16 protein-coding genes are annotated in these 16402 nt (G+C 66.3%); 4 read left to right on the top strand and 12 right to left on the bottom strand.

The features are described from left to right. Position 1: 1 nt before the first annotated feature. The gene (locus ACHL_RS00470; protein ID WP_012630831.1) at positions 2 to 511 is read right to left on the bottom strand and encodes a tripartite tricarboxylate transporter TctB family protein; all 510 of its coding nucleotides are present in this window, start codon (positions 509 to 511) and stop codon (positions 2 to 4) included. A gap of 120 nt (positions 512 to 631) precedes the next feature. Here ACHL_RS00470 and ACHL_RS00465 point away from each other — a divergent pair, with 120 nt between their 5' ends. Next, on the top strand, positions 632 to 1432 hold the full coding sequence (locus ACHL_RS00465; protein WP_012630830.1) for an IclR family transcriptional regulator: 801 nt from the start codon (positions 632 to 634) through the stop codon (positions 1430 to 1432). Positions 1433 to 1561: 129 nt separating this feature from the next. On the opposite strand, the gene ACHL_RS00460 is transcribed toward ACHL_RS00465, so the two are convergent. From ACHL_RS00460 to ACHL_RS00415, 10 genes are all read right to left on the bottom strand, one after another. Then, positions 1562 to 3055, bottom strand: coding sequence for an FAD-dependent monooxygenase (locus ACHL_RS00460; RefSeq protein ID WP_012630829.1), 1494 nt, complete (start codon positions 3053 to 3055; stop codon positions 1562 to 1564). A 199-nt stretch (positions 3056 to 3254) separates the two neighbouring features. Beyond that, positions 3255 to 4214, bottom strand: coding sequence for a 2-hydroxyacid dehydrogenase (locus ACHL_RS00455; RefSeq protein WP_012630828.1), 960 nt, complete (start codon positions 4212 to 4214; stop codon positions 3255 to 3257). Further along, positions 4211 to 5410, bottom strand: coding sequence for a pyridoxal phosphate-dependent aminotransferase (locus tag ACHL_RS00450; protein WP_012630827.1), 1200 nt, complete (start codon positions 5408 to 5410; stop codon positions 4211 to 4213). The genes ACHL_RS00455 and ACHL_RS00450 overlap by 4 nt, the downstream gene beginning before the upstream one ends. 280 nt (positions 5411 to 5690) lie before the next feature. Continuing rightward, on the bottom strand, positions 5691 to 6758 hold the full coding sequence (locus ACHL_RS00445) for an LLM class flavin-dependent oxidoreductase (protein WP_012630826.1): 1068 nt from the start codon (positions 6756 to 6758) through the stop codon (positions 5691 to 5693). A gap of 56 nt (positions 6759 to 6814) precedes the next feature. Beyond that, on the bottom strand, positions 6815 to 7015 hold the full coding sequence (locus tag ACHL_RS00440) for a tautomerase family protein (RefSeq protein ID WP_012630825.1): 201 nt from the start codon (positions 7013 to 7015) through the stop codon (positions 6815 to 6817). 11 nt (positions 7016 to 7026) lie between these two features. Beyond that, entirely contained in the window at positions 7027 to 8508 is a 1482-nt protein-coding gene (locus ACHL_RS00435; RefSeq protein WP_012630824.1) for an aldehyde dehydrogenase, read from the bottom strand. Beyond that, positions 8505 to 9245, bottom strand: a complete 741-nt coding sequence (locus tag ACHL_RS00430; RefSeq protein WP_012630823.1) for an alpha/beta fold hydrolase — start codon at positions 9243 to 9245, stop codon at positions 8505 to 8507. The genes ACHL_RS00435 and ACHL_RS00430 overlap by 4 nt, the downstream gene beginning before the upstream one ends. Further along, the gene (locus ACHL_RS00425; RefSeq protein ID WP_012630822.1) at positions 9242 to 9793 is read right to left on the bottom strand and encodes an amino acid synthesis family protein; all 552 of its coding nucleotides are present in this window, start codon (positions 9791 to 9793) and stop codon (positions 9242 to 9244) included. Before ACHL_RS00425 ends, ACHL_RS00430 begins: the two co-directional genes overlap by 4 nt. Next, positions 9793 to 10458, bottom strand: coding sequence for an amino acid synthesis family protein (locus ACHL_RS00420; protein WP_012630821.1), 666 nt, complete (start codon positions 10456 to 10458; stop codon positions 9793 to 9795). Before ACHL_RS00420 ends, ACHL_RS00425 begins: the two co-directional genes overlap by 1 nt. Positions 10459 to 10513: 55 nt before the next feature. After that, positions 10514 to 11209 carry a GntR family transcriptional regulator gene (locus ACHL_RS00415; RefSeq protein WP_012630820.1) on the bottom strand — a complete coding sequence of 232 codons (696 nt, stop codon included), beginning with the start codon at positions 11207 to 11209 and terminating at the stop codon, positions 10514 to 10516. 117 nt (positions 11210 to 11326) lie between these two features. On the opposite strand from ACHL_RS00415, the gene ACHL_RS00410 reads away from it, so the two are divergent. The 3 genes from ACHL_RS00410 to ACHL_RS00400 all read left to right on the top strand — a co-directional run bounded on the left by ACHL_RS00410 (position 11327) and on the right by ACHL_RS00400 (position 15665). Next, positions 11327 to 12277, top strand: a complete 951-nt coding sequence (locus ACHL_RS00410; protein WP_012630819.1) for a flavin reductase — start codon at positions 11327 to 11329, stop codon at positions 12275 to 12277. A 116-nt stretch (positions 12278 to 12393) separates the two neighbouring features. Then, on the top strand, positions 12394 to 14070 hold the full coding sequence (locus ACHL_RS00405) for a BCCT family transporter (protein ID WP_012630818.1): 1677 nt from the start codon (positions 12394 to 12396) through the stop codon (positions 14068 to 14070). Positions 14071 to 14156: 86 nt separating this feature from the next. Beyond that, positions 14157 to 15665, top strand: coding sequence for an NAD-dependent succinate-semialdehyde dehydrogenase (locus ACHL_RS00400; RefSeq protein WP_012630817.1), 1509 nt, complete (start codon positions 14157 to 14159; stop codon positions 15663 to 15665). A gap of 335 nt (positions 15666 to 16000) precedes the next feature. Here the strand turns inward: ACHL_RS00400 and ACHL_RS00395 are convergent, their stop codons facing one another. Next, complete coding sequence (locus ACHL_RS00395) at positions 16001 to 16201, bottom strand: hypothetical protein (RefSeq protein WP_012630816.1); 201 nt, start codon at positions 16199 to 16201, stop codon at positions 16001 to 16003. Positions 16202 to 16402: the final 201 nt, after the last annotated feature.

The following is a 16402-nucleotide window of genomic DNA, read 5'->3' as shown; positions in this document are numbered from 1 at the left end:
GTCAGTGTCCGATCGCGTTCAGGGAGGGAATGGTGGAGACGGGCAGGGCGACGTTCAGGCCGTAGTTGAAGGCGTAGAACGCGCCGAAGCTGCCGGCCACCGCGATGATCAGCGAGGACACCCAGGTCCTGCGCCCGCGAATTTTCAGGTGGTACAGCAGGAAGGCGAACATGCTCAGCTGGAACCCGAGCAGGTCCATGACGGCCGCGAGGATCACCAGGCTGGCGACGACGGCGATTACGAGTCCGCGATCAACGCCGGCTGCCGTTTCACTGGGGCTGCGGAGTTCCTGAAGCAGCCAGAGGAGGGCCATGGCGGCGAGGACGGCGCCCATGGCGAAGGGGAAGAGACCCGGACCCGGGCCGAGGGACGTCCACAGCCCGAGGCTGATGGAGCTGACCAGGACGTAGACACCGACGGCCGCGAAGGCGCCGATTCCTGCCAGCACGGAAGGGGCCACCCTTGTTGCGTTTCCGTTCCCGGGTTTCGTCGTCACTGACTCCGTTGTCATGGGATTCCTTTTCACTGCGCGTCATTGCATTTCATAGAATGAAACTATATTGCGTACTGAGAAATAGTGACAGGAGACACAAGCACTGTCAAGCGCAAGGAACTTACATAGAATGAAAGGATGGCGACGACGACTCCCCCCACGGCCGGTCAGGCGGAAGAGGGCCCCAAGTCCTCGAACATGCGCTCCCTCTCAAGGGCCCTGGAGGTCTTTGCGGAACTGCAGCGGGCGGAGCGGCCGCAGCGGCTCAGCGACCTGGCGCGGAACTGCGGCATGAGCCTGCCCACCACGCTGCGGATCCTCCGGGTGCTGCAGGATTTCGGGATGGTGAGCCAGACGGACAAGTCCTACCGGATCGGCCCGGCCGTCCTGCCGGCCGCACGCAGCTTCCTGGAAAACGATCCCCTGGTGGTGGCGGCGCGCCCCATCCTGCAGCAGGTGGCCTCGCAGACCGGACTGACGGCGTCGTTGTACTCCCGGCTCGGCTTCGAGCGCATCCTGGTGGCGCGTGTGGACGGCGAGGCGCCACTGCGCTACGACCTTCCGCTGGGCAAGCGGCTCCCGCTGACGCTCGGCGCCGCGGGGAAGATCCTGCTGGCATCGGCGTCCGACGACGAACTTCAGCAGGTGGTCATGGCGGCAGTGGCGTCCGGCCAGGAAGACGCGGACCTGACGGCCGATGTCCTGCGCGGGCGTCTTCCCGAACCCGGGACCGACTACGCCTACTCCGCCGACGAGCGGGCCACCGGTGTCCTCTCGGTGGCCATGGCCGTACCTAACAGGACGGGCCGGCCCACCGAATCCATCTCACTGACCAGCCCCGTTGAGGCCGCCAGCGAGGCCACCCTGAAAGCCGGGGTCCCGGAACTGCGCCGCGCCGCCGGCCGCCTCTCCGAGCTGCTGGAGGGCTCCGTCTACTAAACAGCGCTCCGCCGTAAGACGTACGACGGCGTCACGCACGGCACGCTTTCGCCTCGCCATCCGCGGGGAAGCCCCGGAAACCCGGCCCTCCGCCGTCGGCCATCCCGCAAAAGCGTGCCCGGCGTGACGCTACCGCGCAGCCGAAGGTCCGAACCAGTTGCCGAGCGCCTCGGCGAGGCCGGACGCGGTTCCCTCCCCCACCCACGCCACGTAGCCGTCCGGACGGACCAGGACGGCCGACGGCGGGGCAACAGTTCCGAGGACCGGCAGCTCCCACTCTCCCCCGTAGGTGGCGTCCACCAGTTGGACCGCCGGCGGCAGGGGCGTGGCGTCAAAAGCGCCGGCAGCGCCAAGATTCAGCAGGACCGGGCGTGCAGTGTGCAGCAGCGCGAACATCCGCCGCGGGCCGGCCGGCGTCTCCAGGTCCAGGTCAGGCATCCGGCGGCCCAGCAGCGGGTGGCCCTCGCCGAGGTCGTATTGGACGTCGAGGGCTGACTGCATTCCGGCGAACCGGCGGCGCGGCTCCTCCATGCCCAGCAGCTCGGCCATGACCTCTCCGGCGGCGGCGATCCTCGGGTCCGGGCGGCGGAGCGCCGACTGGGCCATGGTGTTGCGCAGCACCCGCGCCGCCACGGGATGGCGCTCTGCGTGGTACGTGTCCAACAGGCTTTCCGGCGACGTCCCGTGAAGAACCTGTGCCAGCTTCCAGCCCAGGTTCACGGCATCCTGCACGCCGATGTTCAGGCCCTGACCGCCATCGGGCGCATGGATGTGCGCCGCGTCCCCGGCCAACAGGACCCGCCCCTTGCGGTAGGTGGCGGCCTGCCGGGTGGCATCAGTGAAGCGGGAAATCCACGTAGGACTGTGGGCACCGTAGTCGGTTCCGCACACGGCGGTGAGGGCCGCGCTCAGGTCAGCCAGTCCCGGCTCCCCGGCCCCCACGTGCTCCTCGGTGACCATGACCGCCACCGGGCCGCTGTCCGCGTACACCACCCTGCCGTCCTGGATGGTGTACTCCCTCCGGCCGAAGGAGTGGATGCCGAACGGATTCTTATGGACGCCAAACTCCGGCTGCCCGGTCATCTCCACCTCGGCGATCAGCGCACTGGTGGTGGGATCCCAGCCGGGAAATTCGATGCCCGCCGCCTTCCGCACCAGGCTGCGGCCGCCGTCGCACCCTACAACGAAGTCCGCCTGCAGCGTCCGGCCGTCCGCAAGGGAAACCTCGACGCCGGTGCCGTCCTGGGCCAGGCCGGTCACCTCGGTGCCGCGATGGAAGGCCACAGGCAGCTCCTCCACCCAGCCTGCCAGGATGCGCTCGATGTGGTTCTGCCACAGTCCGAGCCCGTACGGGTAGCGGGTGGGAAATCCGGTGAGGTCGAAGCGGGTGCCGGCGAACCCCGCCACCTGGGCCACCTGCCCTTCGGCAAGGAACCGCTCCGCGATGCCCCGCTGGTCCAGCACCTCAATGGTGCGGGCGTGCAGGCCACCTGCCCGCGCGCCGGCGAGCTCCTGGCCGGGGCGCCGCTCAACCACTGCCACATCCACGCCGGCGAGAGCCAGCTCACCGGCCAGCATGAGCCCGGTGGGCCCGCTTCCCACAACGACTACCTGGTGCTTCATCCCGGCGCTCCCCATCCTCCGTGGGGCCGCGCTGGTATGGCGGCCTCCGGCGAACGATTATCCGGCCCACCCGGGGCCTTGCCACAAGCCCCACCCCAGGCGATACATTGGAAATACGAGGAGATAAGCCCCCCTGTCAGGGCACAAAAGGGCCTGGGCGGGGTGCTGCAATCACCCCGCCCAGGCCCTGGTCATTTTTCTAGCGGATCGGCGTGGCCGGCCGTTCCCCGCTCAGCACGGCAAGGGCGTTGTCTGCAGCGAGCATGGCCATCGCGGTGCGCGTTTCCACCGTGGCGGAGCCGAGGTGCGGCAGCAGGACCACGTTGTCGAGCCCGAGCAGGCCAGGGTGGACCTGGGGCTCCTTCTCGTAGACGTCCAGGCCGGCGCCGGCGATCCTGCCGTCGCGAAGCGCGGCGGCGAGGGCTGCTTCATCCACGATCGGTCCGCGGGCGGTGTTGACCAGGAATGCCGAGTCCTTCATTGCCGCGAGCTGCTCGGCACCGATCAGGTGGTGCGTGGCAGGTCCGTACGGGCAGTGCAATGAAACGACGTCGGAAATGGCCAGCAGTTCGTCGAGTTCAACCCTGCGGGCGCCGAGTTCTCCGGCTATAGCGGGGTCGATTTCGCTGCGGGACTGGTAGACGATCTCCATGCCGAAGGCCTTGGCGCGGCGTGCGGTGGCCTGGCCGATGCCGCCCATGCCCACAACACCCAGGGTCTTGCCCTGCAGGCTGGAGCCCAGCAGGAAGAACATGCCCCACTTCCAGGCTTCACCCGAACGGATGAGCCGCTCCCCCTCACCGAGCCGGCGGGTGGCCATGAGGATCAGGCTCAGCGCGATATCCGCCGTGGCGTCGGTAAGCACGCCGGGCGTGTTCGTGGCGATGACGCCGCGTTCGGTGCAGGCCGGTACGTCGATGTTGTCGTAGCCGACGGCGACGTTGGCCACCACTTTGAGCTGCGGGCCCGCGGCGTCCAGCAGTTCGGCGTCAACGCGCTCGGTGAGCAGGCTGACGATGCCGTCCGCGCCCGCCACGCGCCGGAGGAGCTCCTCGCGACTGATGGACTCCGGACCCTCCCAGACGTCCACCTCGTGCTCGGCGCGAAGCTTTTCGATTGCTGCTTCGGGGATACGCCCCGTGACGACGACCCGGCTCATGCCGACTCGATCCACTGGTTCAGGCGGCCGAGGCCTTCGCGGATGTTGGCGACGTCGATGCCGGAGTACGCGAGGCGGATGTACTGCCGCTCTTCACCGGGCAGGCGCCTGCCGAAGTGTTCGCGGGTGCAGAAGGAAACGCCGGTCTTGTACAGCGCTTCGGTGGCGAAATCTCCCACGGCTGTGAAGCCCATCCGCTCCATGGCTTCCGTAACGTCCGGGAACAGGTAGAACGTGGACTGCGGCACGGCCACGTGCATGCCCGGGATGGCGTTCACGAGATCGCAGGCCGCATCCCTGCGTTCGCGCAGGATGTCCAGCATCTGCTGCACCGGCTCCTGGGGGCCGCGGAGCGCTTCGATGCCGGCCCACTGCACGTAATGCGTGGTGCAGGACTCGTCATTGGTGTTGAGCGTGCTCAGGACCTTGGCGATTTCCAGCGGCGCGACGGCGCAACCAAGGCGGGAGCCGGTCATGGCGAACTTCTTGCTGAAGGTGTACAGGATCACTGTGCGTTCGGCCATGCCGGGCAGCGTCGCGATCGACTGGGAAACGCCTTCGTACCGGGTTTCGAAGTAGGCCTCGTCGGAGAGGACCCACAGGTCGTGCTCCTGGGCGATCTGGGCGATGGCCTCCCGCTCCGCGGCGGTGGACTCGGCCGAGATGGGGTTCTGCAGGTCGTTGTAGATGATCGCCACCGTCTTATCGGTGATCGAGGCGCGCACCTGGTCGAGGTCGATCGCGAAGCCGGACTCGGTGGGCACGTAGCGGTAGGGCACCGCGTTGCCGCCGAGGTACTCGATCTGGGATTCGTAGATGGGGAAGCCCGGGTTCGGGTAGAGCACGTCCTGGCCGGGGTTCATGACGGCCTGGAGGAACTTGGTGATCACGGGCTTGCCGCCGGTCATCACCACCACGTTGTCGGGGGAGAACGTGATGCCGCGGCGAGAGCCGAGGTCCTCGGCAAGGGCCTCGCGCAGCTGGGGAATACCGGGGCCGGGGCAGTAGCCCGTGTAGCCGTCGGCAATAGCCCTGTTCATTGCCTCGACGATGTGCGGGGCGGTGGGGATGTTGATGTCGCCCAGGTGGAAGGGGTACACGAGGTTCCCCTGCGCCTTCCAGGACGCCGCGGCCTGCGCGACGCTGAAGGCAGTTTCCGTGCCCAGCCGTTCAAGACGGTGCGCGAGTTGCTGCATGCTGTTCTACTCCTCATCGAGATGACAATCATCCACTCCGGGCTCCGCCCATGGCGGGCGGGCCGGAATGCGTGCACGGCACGGCCAACCGCGACGGTTTCCCAAGGAGCAGGAAAACCGTCTGATATAGCTATGCGTATTAACTAATATATTAGGGTCTGCCGTGCTGCCCCACAAGAGGGAGTTCGCGGAAATACATCGAGAGCCGACCGGGACGTCCCCGATCGGCTCTCGAAACGGCGCCTGCAGCCGGATCTGCCGCAGGTTCGGTTGTGGTGGATCAGCGCGCAACCGCAGCTGGCTGCTCCTGGAATGCGGGGACGACGTGTTCTATGAAGAGCTCGAGTGAACGCTTCTTTTCCTCGTGGGTCAGGCTGTTGTCCGACCAGACGCTGAATTCGGTGACACCCAGGGCCTCATAGTGGCGAAGACGCTCGATGATCTCCTGCGGCGTGCCGATCATGGCCGTCTTGTGTAGGGATTCAGGGGTGAATTCCGGGCGCTCGGCGAACTTCTCCTCCGGGCTCGGCTCCAGGAAGCCGTTGGTGGGCGCAGTCTTGTTGCCGAACCAGGCATCGAACGTCCGGTAGAACTTGTTGATGCCTTCGGCCGGGCGGCGCCAGCCTTCGGGCTCATCCTCGGAGTGGACGTGGGTGTGGCGCAGCACCATCAGGTCCGGGCGGGGAACACCGGGGTTGCTTTCGACGGCGGAGTCGAACTTGCGTGCCAGGTCCTCGACTTCCTCGTCGCCCTTCATCAGCGGAGTCACCATGACGTTGCAGCCGTTGGCAACGGCGAATTCATGGGAGGAAATGTCCCGGGCCGCGATCCACATGGGCGGGGTGGGCTTCTGGACCGGCTTCGGGACGCTGGTGGAGGTGGGGAATTGCCACACGTCGCCGTCGTGCGCATAGTCGCCTTCCCAGAGCGCGCGGACGGCGGGGACAAGCTCGCGGAGGTGCTTGCCGCCGTCGACCGCGGACATGCCGCCCATCAGGCGGTCGAATTCGAACTGGTATGCGCCGCGTGCCAGCCCCACTTCCGCGCGGCCGTTGCTGATGACGTCCAGGAGCGCGCACTCCCCCGCCACCCGGAGGGGGTTCCAGAACGGCGCGATGATGGTGCCGGCTCCGAGCCGGATCTTCGACGTCTTTGCCGCAAGGTAGGCGAGCTGCGGCATCGGGCTCGGCGAGATGGTGTATTCCATCGAGTGGTGCTCGCCGATCCAGACGGTGCTGAAGCCACCGGCCTCGGCGATGAGGGCGAGCTCCGTCAGGTTCTCGAAGCATTCCTGGTGCGAGACTGACTCGTCCCAGCGCTCCATGTGGACGAAGAGGGAAAAGCGCATGAGTAACTCCTTCGTTCTGCGGCGGTGTCCGCCGCACGCGTGGTTAGTGGCTGCAGCTACTGGGCTGCAGCGTTGCGTTCGGCAATGGTCTGGTTGCCGCGGGACCAGTGTTCGTGCTCGATTTCGCGGATGATGACGGTGGTGTTCTCGGGTACGGCGCCCACTGCCTTCTCGGCTGCGTGGTGCAGTTCATCGATCAGCGAGCGGAGCTGTTCCGGGCTGCGGCCCCTGGCGATGGATACTTCAATGAGTGGCATGCGGGTTCCTTTCAGCTGCGCAGGACGAACGGATCGGAAACGGGGCCTTCATCCGTGTTGATCCAGACGCTCTTGAGCCGGGTGTATTCGTGCATGGATTCCAGGCCGTGTTCGATTCCGACGCCCGAGTTCTTGAACCCCTGCCGCGGACTCATCGGGGACATGGCGCGGTAGGTGTTGACCCACACCGTCCCGGCTTCCAGGCGGCGTGCCATCCGGTGGGCGCGTGCAAGGTTCTGCGTCCAGATGCCGGCGGCGAGCCCGTATTCGGTGTCGTTGGCCAGTCCCACCACCTCATCCTCGGAATCGAACGGCATGATTGCCGCGACAGGGCCGAAGATCTCTTCACGCACCACGCGCATGGAATTGTCGACGCCGGTGAGCACGGTGGGTGCGAAGAAGTAGCCGGGGAGTTCGATGTCCGGGCGTTTGCCGCCGGTCCGCACCGTGGCACCTTCACTGACGCCGATGTCCACGTAGGAGCTCACCTTCTCCAGCTGGGCGCCGAATGCCAGGGGACCCAGTTCGGTCGTGGCCAGGCGGGGGTCGCCAATGATGATCGACGCTGCTCGCTCGGCGACGCGTTCCACGAGTTCGTCGTAGACGCTGCGGTGGGCGAAGACCCGGCTGCCGGCAATGCAGGTCTGGCCCGCGGCGGCGAAGATCCCTGCGATGACGCCCATCGCGGCGTTGGACACGTCCGCGTCCTCGAAGACGATGTTGGGGCTCTTACCGCCGAGCTCCAGGGTGGAGCCGATGAAGCGCGACGCCGTCTCCGCGGCAATGCGGGCACCGGTCTGGGTGGAACCGGTGAAGGAGATCTTGGCGAGGTCGCGGTGGCTGACCAGCGCGGCGCCGGCTTCCTGGCCGAACCCGGTGACCACGTTCACCACGCCGTCGGGGATGCCGGCTTCGGAGGCGAGTTCGGCGACGCGGAGGATGGTCCGGGAGGTGTATTCGCTGGGCTTGATGACCACGGTGTTGCCGGCGGCGAGCGCCGGGGCAAGCTTGGAGGTGGTGAGCGTCAGCGGCGAGTTCCATGGGGTGATGGCGCCGACCACGCCGAGGGGTTCGCGCTGGGTGTAGTTCAGCATGGTGATGGAGTTGGTGGGGATCTGGCTGCCCTGGACCTTGTCCGCGAGCCCGGCGTAGTAGTAGAGGTACTCGGGCAGGGAGGCGAGCTGGCCGCGCATCTCGCGCAGCAGCTTGCCGTTGTCCAGGGTTTCCAGCTCAGCCAGCTCGTCGGCGTGTTCGCCGATCAGGTCGCCGAGGCGGCGGAGCAGGTGTCCGCGCTTGGTGGCCGTAAGGTCGCGCCACAGCGGGGACCCGAAGGCCTCCTTGGCGGCTGCCACGGCGCGGCGGACGTCCTCTTCGGTTCCCCGCGCAGCTTCATACAGCGTTTCGAGGGTTGCCGGGTTGGTGCTGGGGAAGTATTCCCCGCCGGCGGGAGCTGACCAGGTACCCCCGATGAAGTGGTCGAGTCGGAGTGTCATGCCCGTTCTCCTTCGGATTCTTGGATGAAGTCGTTGATGGCCCCGGCCAGGACGTCAGCGTCCTGGACCGGCAGCATGTGCCGTGCACCGGGTACCACGAGGCTCCTGGCGCCGGGGATTGCTTCCGCAAGGCGGAGTGTCATGTCCGGTGTTGATCCGGGGTCCAGTTCCCCGGTGACGGCGAGGGTAGGGACGTGGATGTTGCCGAGCTCCGGTCCGATGACCGCGTCCCCGGTGGCGAAGACGCGGTAGGCGTGAACGAAGGAGCCGACGTCGTTCCCCGCCAGGGTGCGGCGCGTCGTCTCCACCACGCTTTGGGGAACGGACGTTCCGGTGTACCAGCGGTCGATGCTGGCCTCAACGGTTGCCGGGAAGTCCGATTCCGCCGCCGCGAGCCTGGTGAGGACCGCCGTGGACTCATCCTCCGTGCGCCGGCACACCGAGTTCACGCAGGTCAGCGTTTCCACCCGGTCCGGGTGGAACCTGGCGATGTACTGCGCAATCAGTGCCCCGAGTGAGAACCCCACGAGGTGGCTCTTCTCGGGGAGGCGCTCCAGCACGTCCGCTGCGAGTTCAGCCAGCGAGGTGGGTGCCGTGAGCGCCGGCCGCCGCCCGTGACCGGGCAGGTCGATGGCCACGGAGTTGCGCTTAAGGGCGTCCCGGACCGGCTCCCACATGCCGGCGTCGAGGCCCACCCCGTGCAGGAGGGCAACGGGCGTCCCGGGCACGTGGCTCACTGCTCCGTGGACAGCGGCGCCAGGCGCTCCTGCGGCCGGCCCTGAGCGGAGGCCGCCAGCGCAATGAGGATCTCCCCGGGGTGGGGCGCGTCGGCCACCCTGACCTCGACGCTCTGGTGGTGCGAACGGATGGTGGCGTCAGTGATGTGCTTCATCGGGATGTCGAAGACGGTGCCGGCGGGGGCGCGCTTCTCGACGGCGGGCAGCAGCGTGGTGGCGGAAGCGGCCTTGCGGTAGTGGTCGCCGAACTTGAGGGTGTGGATCAGTGCCGAGCCGTGTTCCACCTCGCCTTCGATGCCGACGATGGCCGCCTTCCCGTAGGCCTCCACGGGCGCGCCGAGGGCTTCGATGACCTTGGGGGTGAGGAGGGCGCCGAGGTCCGAGGCGGTGGCATCGATGCCGGCGGTGAGGTCCTCGACAAAACCCTGCCCGGCCCACGGGTTTTCCACGACGGCGACGGCGATGGCCACCCGGGCGCCGGGGGTCACGGGACGGCCGCCCTCGGTGAGGATTTCTTCGGACAGGGTGACGATTTTGCGGATGTTCATTACAGGATTCCCTCCAGGATTTCGGCGGTAACGGGGCGGTCGGTGGTGCGGTCACCGATGCGGGGATGCGGACGCGAGCCGGTGGAAGCCGCGGCCACCACGACTATTTCGTTGGGGTGAGGCGCATCGCTCAGGCTCAGCGTCAGGGTTTGGTAGTGGCTGCGGGTGGAAGCGGCTTCCTTGTGCCACATGGGCACGGCAATGGTGGTGCCCGGTTCGGCGCGGTCGTCCGAGAAAGACAGGATTGAGGTGCCTTCGAGGAATTCGCGGACCAGGTTGCCGAAGAACGGGGTGTGGATTAGCGCTGCGGCGTGTTCCACCTCGCCCTTGAGGCCTACGACGGCGGACTTGCCGAACGCCTCGATCTCGCCGGCGCCTCCCAGGGCTTCCGTGAGCCGGTCCGTGAGGATTTTGGCGAGCACCGGAGCGAGGCGTTCAGTTTCGGGCGCGAGGTCGGTGGAGACGGCGGATCCGGCCCACGGGTTGCGGACGATGGCGGCGGCAGCCGCCCTGGTCACGCTGGTGGCCAGAGCGCCGGAGCCGTCCCGCAGGATCTCCTCGGTGAGCACGGTGACCTTGCGGACGCCGAGGTCCCTGGCAAGGTCCTCGACGGTTGTTGCTGGGCTGGTTCCCTCAGCGACGGGGGACAAAGCGGTTTCAGGCACAGTTCAACCCTTCTTTGGGGGAGCTAATGGCGGTCATGGGGTTCCTCTCGGGTCACTAAGCATCTGTTGGCGCGCCGGCGTCCGTGCCGCGGGCGGCGGCGAGGCTGGACGCATTGACGTGGCCGCGCATGGCGAGTTCGGCGCCCACAGGATCCTTTTCCAGGAGGGCGTCGATCACCGACTGGTGCTCACGGATGGAGGCACGCATGCGGGCGGGACGCTCAACGGTCTTGAGCACGATCCGGTGGTAGGCAAGCTGGTTCATGAGGCGCCCGTAGTGCTCCACGAGCTTGGAGTTGTCCGAGCCCCGGACGATGGTCCAGTGGAACTCGTGGACAAGCTCCGCGTACTTAGCGCTGTCCGAGTTCCGTTCCGCCCGCTCGGACTCCTCGATGTTGCGCTTGAGGATGTCCATCTCCGGAACCGGGCCGCGCCGGGCGAGGAGACTGGCGGCCAGTCCCTCGAGGCTCTCCTTCAGCTGGAAGAGTTCGACGATTTCGCGCCGCGTGGGGATCCGGACGAAGGTCCCCACCTTGGGCCGGATCTCCACCAGGCCCTCGTTTTCCAGCTGCTTCAGTGCTTCGCGTACCGGAGTGCGGCTCACGTCGAACTCCTCGGCCAGGAAGAGTTCAGGCAGCGGAGCCCCGGGCGGATACTCACCGCTGAGGACCAACTTCCGCAGCTTGTCCAGAAGGCTGACCTGGCTGACGGACGTCTGTGCGGCTTTCCGCAACTGGATGACTTCTTGCATGCGTCAAACCTACGTTGCATACAAGAACGCCGTCAAGGGCTCGATCTATTTCCCTGTTTCTAGCTGACTTTTCACCTCCCTATTGACGCAGATCACACTCCGTCCTACCGTTGTGGCATGCAACAGACAATCAACGACTCTGTAACGGCCGCCTGGACAGCAGCGTGGGACGAGGGCGACGTCACCGCATTCGACGCCATCGTCACCCCCGACTACCAGCGCGAAAGCACCGGCACCGGGAAGGTGTCCGGACTGAAGGAACTGCAGCAGGAAATCCTCGATGTCCGGTCCGCCTTCCCGGACCTGACCACCCGCATCGAGAAGGTCATCGCCAGCGGCGACGACATGGCCATCTTCTGGAAGTCCACCGGAACCTTCACCCAACCGCTCCGCGGCGTCCCGCCCACAGGACGCGTCGTGGAGACCCGCGGGTCGAACGCCCTCACCCTCCGTGACGGGCGTATCGCCCACGAACAGGTGACCTGGGACGCCGTCGAACTCCTGGCCCACGTGGGCATCCCGTCCCTCAGCTCCGCCTTCGAGGACGAAACCCCGGAGGTCGTCGTCGACAACCTGTCCGGCAACCTGCCGCTGGACATCATGAAGGGATTCAACCGGCAGTTCATCACCGGCGTCACCGTGGTGACCACCGTTGACGAAGAAGGCACCCCCCGGGGACTGGCAGCCAATTCCTATGCCTCGATTTCCCTGGACCCGCCCCTGGTCCTGGTCTGCGTCCAGAAGACGTCCTCCACCTACCCCGCCCTGTTCCAGTCATCCCACTTCGGGATCAACATCCTCAGCAACAACCAGCTGGGAACCGTCCAGACCTTCGCCTCCAAAACTCCGGACAAGTTCGCTGACCTGGAATGGCATACCGGACCCAACGGCGTGCCGCTCATCGACGGGTCCGCCGCGTCACTCGAAGCGGAGATCAAGGAACGCTTCCAGGCCAAAACCCACACCATCTTCGTCGGCCGGGTCCGGCACGCCGAGGTGGCCGATGTGGATCCCATGATCTACAAGGCCGGCCACTTCTTTGACGGTGCGCAGCTCGAGGAACTCTGACCCTCAGGTGCCATCAGCGTCCCGGTCCGCCCTACAGCCGGCGGACCGGGCACCCGGGAGCCCCGTCCGGGAACCATCAACTTCAACCCCATGCAGCGTTGCATCTGGAGTACCCCATGACCCACACACACAATGCCGAGGACCTGATGGACACTTCAAGCTCAGGCACGGGCGCAAGCCCTACCATCCTTAACTCCCCCAACAGCGGGGGCCCGCACATCGAAAGCGCGCTGGCCAAGGCGGACCGGCTCCGGGGCAGGCCCGGGTCCGTTTTCTGGACCTCGGTGGGGCTCATCGGAGCCTTCACGGCCTGGGCCTCCCTGTCCCCCAGCAGCCTCAGTACGGTCATGACCGCGGCAATGGACTGGGTGGCGCAGAGCGTCGGATGGAGCTACCTGGTGGTGACCCTCGGCTGCATCGGCCTGCTCATTTACATCGCCATCAGCCGGTTCGGCCGCATCCGCCTCGGCGCCCAGGACAGCAAGCCGGAATTCAGCACCTGGGCCTGGCTGGCGATGATCCTTTCGGCGGTCATGGGCATCGGGCTCATCAGCTACGGCGTCGCGGAACCAATCTCGCACTTCGCGTCCCCGCCGCACGGCCTGGCCCAGGCCGGAACCATGGAAGCAGCAGTCCGCGCCATGCAGTTCTCCTACTTCGACTGGGGCCCGCACGCCTGGGCCGTCTTCGGGGTCTTCGGCCTGGCCATCGCGTACTCCACCCACTGCCGCAACAACCCCGGGCTGGTGTCACCGATGCTGCGCCCGATTTTCGGCAAGATGGTGGACGGCTGGTTCGGCAAGATGATCGACGTCTTTGCCATCATCGCCACCCTCTTCGGGACCACCACGTCGCTGGGTCTCGGTGCTTCGCAGATCGGTGAGGGCGTCAACCGCGTCTTCGGCATTCCCTCCAGCCTGTTCGGGCAGATCCTCATCATCGCCGTCATCACTGTCATCTTCACTCTCTCAGCCCTCTCCGGCGTCCACCGCGGCGTCAAGTACCTGAGCCAGGGAACCATGGTGCTGTCCGTCGGCCTGGGCCTGTATGTGCTGTTCACCGGTCCCACCAACTTCATCTCCAACCTCTTCTTCCGCTCACTCGGTGAATACCTGAGCAGCTTCTTCGCCGTCAGCCTGCTCACCCCGGGCACGCCGGAAGATGTCCAGTGGATGCAGTGGTGGACCTACTTCATGATGGCCTGGTGGCTGAGCTGGGGCGCCTTCGTGGGCGTCTTCCTGGCCAAGATCTCCAAGGGCCGCACCATCCGCGAGTTTGTAGCCGGCGTCATGATTGTGCCCAGCGTCGTCTTCTTCGTCTGGTTCACCATCTTCGGCGGCACGGCCATCAAGTTCGACATGGAAAACGGCGGCCAGATCGGCGCTGCGGCCCTGGATGACGTCAACTCGGCCTTCTTCGCCACACTCGCTGAACTTCCGCTGTCCGGCCTGACGTCCATCGTGGCCATCATTCTGGTGGTGATGTACTTCGTCTCCGGCGCCGATGCAAACACCTTCGTGCTGAGCATGATGTCCTCCCGCGGAACACTCGAACCCACCAAGCCGGTGCTGACCACGTGGGGCCTGCTGACCGGCCTGTGCGCCGTGGTGCTGCTGATCGTGGGCGGCCTGGGCGCCCTCCAGCAGGCGGCCATGCTCTCGGCCCTGCCGTTCACGGTGATCGTGGCCCTCCTGGGCGTGGGCCTGGTCAAGGAACTCCGGAACGACCCCCGGTTCGACCGGACCCGCTCGGTCACCCAAAGCGACCTCAACAAGATCCTCACGCCGCAGTAACACCAAAATTGCGGTGGTTGGGCTTGCCGAAACTCCCGGCGGGCCCAACCACCTCTCCACGTCCTTTTCCTTCCCTGAGGAGCACCATGTCCCTTGCCCCTGCCCTTTCCCCTGCCGTCTCGCCGGAGCGCGAGGCATCCCTCCTTGCCGCGGTGCCCACCGGCCTGCTGATCAACGGGAAGTGGGTGGACGCGTCCGACGGCGGCACGTTTGACGTGCACGATCCCGCCACCGGGGAGGTCCTCGCCACCCTCGCCTCGGCCACCAGCGAAGACGCCCGCACCGCTTTGGATGCGGCCGACGCCGCCCAGGCCTCCTGGGCACGCACCGCACCCCGGGTCCGTGCAGAAATCCTCCGCCGCGCTTTCGACCTGGTCACCGAACGCGCCGAGGACTTCGCGCTCCTCATGACCCTGGAAATGGGGAAGCCCTTGGCCGAGGCCCGCGGTGAGGTCACCTACGGCGCCGAATTCCTCCGCTGGTTCTCCGAAGAAACCGTCCGCGACTACGGCCGGTATCTCACCGCTCCCGAGGGCAAGAACAAGATCCTGGTCCAGCACAAACCCGTCGGCCCCTGCCTGCTCATCACCCCCTGGAACTTCCCGCTCGCGATGGCCACCCGTAAAGTAGCCCCCGCCGTCGCCGCCGGCTGCACCATGGTGTTGAAGCCTGCGAAGCTCACCCCGCTCACGGCACAGTACTTCGCCCAGACGATGCTCGACGCCGGCCTGCCCGCCGGGGTGCTGAATGTGGTCGCCTCTGCCAGCGCCTCCGGGATTTCGGGGCCGCTGCTGAAAGACTCCCGCCTCCGGAAGGTCTCTTTCACCGGCTCCACCCCGGTCGGTAAGCGCCTCATGGCCGACGCCGCGCAGAACGTGCTGCGGACCTCGATGGAGCTCGGTGGGAACGCCCCCTTCATCGTGTTCGACGACGCCGACCTCGACGCCGCCGTGGAAGGAGCCATGGCGGCGAAGATGCGGAACATGGGCGAAGCCTGCACCGCCGCCAACCGGTTCCTGGTCCACGAATCCGTGGCCCAGGAGTTCACGAAGAAGTTCGCCGCCGCCATGGCAGCCCTCACCACCGGACGCGGCACCCATCCCGAAACGAAAGTCGGGCCCTTGATCGATTCCGGCGCCCGCGATGACGTGCACGCCCTGGTGAGTGCCGCCGTCGACGCCGGAGCTGTAGCGGTTACCGGCGGTGCGCCCGTAGACGGGCCCGGATACTTTTACCAACCAACAGTCCTTGCCAACGTCCCCAACGATGCTGCCATCCTGGGCGAGGAAATCTTTGGTCCCGTCGCCCCCGTGACCACCTTCACCACCGAGGAAGATGCGATCCGGCTGGCCAACGCGAGTGAGTACGGGCTCGCGTCCTATCTCTACAGCCGCGACTTCAACCGGCTCCTCCGCGTGGCCGAACAGATCGAGTTCGGCATGGTCGGCTTCACCGCCGGCGTCATCTCCAACGCCGCAGCACCCTTCGGCGGCGTCAAACAATCAGGCCTCGGACGGGAAGGCGGCACCGAAGGCATCGGCGAATACACCACCACCCAATACATCGGCATCGCAGACCCCTACGCCGGCCAGTGAGGGGGCCACAGGACTGACCTGGCCTGAGCACACTCTCCGGCGGATCAGAAGCTGGTTCGCCGATCCGAACCCTGAAGCCGGGGTTCAGCGAACAAGCTTCTGACAACTGCGCACACAGTGCCGGGACACCGCCGTCGGGCGTTACCCAAAAGCGTGCCCGGCGTGACGCGGGCTGACACACAAAGAGCGCCTGCCGCCCCTTACTCGAGAAAGGGCGGCAGGCGCTTTTGTTGCTCTTACCCGCGGATCAGAAGCTGGTTCGCACATCCGGCCCCTGAAGACGGGGTTTGGCGAACAAGCTTCTGACGGGCGGCCGGGCGGCGTGGAGCGGAGTCCTACCAGGCCTGGAGTTCCTGCGTGAGGCCGAAGGGGACGGTGTCGCTGAGGGCCACGGTGAACTTGTTCACGCCGTGGCGGGTCACCAGGATGCCGTGCCGGCTGTCCATCGCATGCTTCCTGGCCACGGAGACTGCGGCGTCCAGTTGGCTGTCCATGCTCTGGCGGTCGGACACGGTAAAGGTCAGGGGGAAGTTCATTGCTTATGCCTTAGGGGTGGTGCGGATGGGAGTGGAACAGCTGCGCTCCCCAAGGCTGCAGTGCCTGGGCACTATGGTGCATGACACATCCGCCGCCAGCAACTTTAGAAAAATACCGCAGGTCAGCCAGGGGATAACGCTTTCCAAGAATAATGCAATTACGGCGGGCCAATGGCCGTGAATTAGAGTTGAATTCGGGCG

Source organism: Pseudarthrobacter chlorophenolicus A6 (genome assembly GCF_000022025.1).
Classification (GTDB): domain Bacteria; phylum Actinomycetota; class Actinomycetes; order Actinomycetales; family Micrococcaceae; genus Arthrobacter; species Arthrobacter chlorophenolicus.
This window is presented reverse-complemented; position numbering and strand designations above follow the sequence as displayed.

Coding starts and splice junctions, on each gene's coding strand:
- ACHL_RS00415 (WP_012630820.1), bottom strand. CDS start 11,209: ATGCAAGAAGTCATCCAGTTGCGGAAAGCCGCACAGACGTCCGTCAGC.
- ACHL_RS00470 (WP_012630831.1), bottom strand. CDS start 511: ATGACAACGGAGTCAGTGACGACGAAACCCGGGAACGGAAACGCAACA.
- ACHL_RS00405 (WP_012630818.1), top strand. CDS start 12,394: ATGACCCACACACACAATGCCGAGGACCTGATGGACACTTCAAGCTCA.
- ACHL_RS00400 (WP_012630817.1), top strand. CDS start 14,157: ATGTCCCTTGCCCCTGCCCTTTCCCCTGCCGTCTCGCCGGAGCGCGAG.
- ACHL_RS00435 (WP_012630824.1), bottom strand. CDS start 8,508: ATGACACTCCGACTCGACCACTTCATCGGGGGTACCTGGTCAGCTCCC.
- ACHL_RS00410 (WP_012630819.1), top strand. CDS start 11,327: ATGCAACAGACAATCAACGACTCTGTAACGGCCGCCTGGACAGCAGCG.
- ACHL_RS00455 (WP_012630828.1), bottom strand. CDS start 4,214: ATGAGCCGGGTCGTCGTCACGGGGCGTATCCCCGAAGCAGCAATCGAA.
- ACHL_RS00425 (WP_012630822.1), bottom strand. CDS start 9,793: ATGAACATCCGCAAAATCGTCACCCTGTCCGAAGAAATCCTCACCGAG.
- ACHL_RS00465 (WP_012630830.1), top strand. CDS start 632: ATGGCGACGACGACTCCCCCCACGGCCGGTCAGGCGGAAGAGGGCCCC.
- ACHL_RS00460 (WP_012630829.1), bottom strand. CDS start 3,055: ATGAAGCACCAGGTAGTCGTTGTGGGAAGCGGGCCCACCGGGCTCATG.
- ACHL_RS00395 (WP_012630816.1), bottom strand. CDS start 16,201: ATGAACTTCCCCCTGACCTTTACCGTGTCCGACCGCCAGAGCATGGAC.
- ACHL_RS00440 (WP_012630825.1), bottom strand. CDS start 7,015: ATGCCACTCATTGAAGTATCCATCGCCAGGGGCCGCAGCCCGGAACAG.
- ACHL_RS00445 (WP_012630826.1), bottom strand. CDS start 6,758: ATGCGCTTTTCCCTCTTCGTCCACATGGAGCGCTGGGACGAGTCAGTC.
- ACHL_RS00450 (WP_012630827.1), bottom strand. CDS start 5,410: ATGCAGCAACTCGCGCACCGTCTTGAACGGCTGGGCACGGAAACTGCC.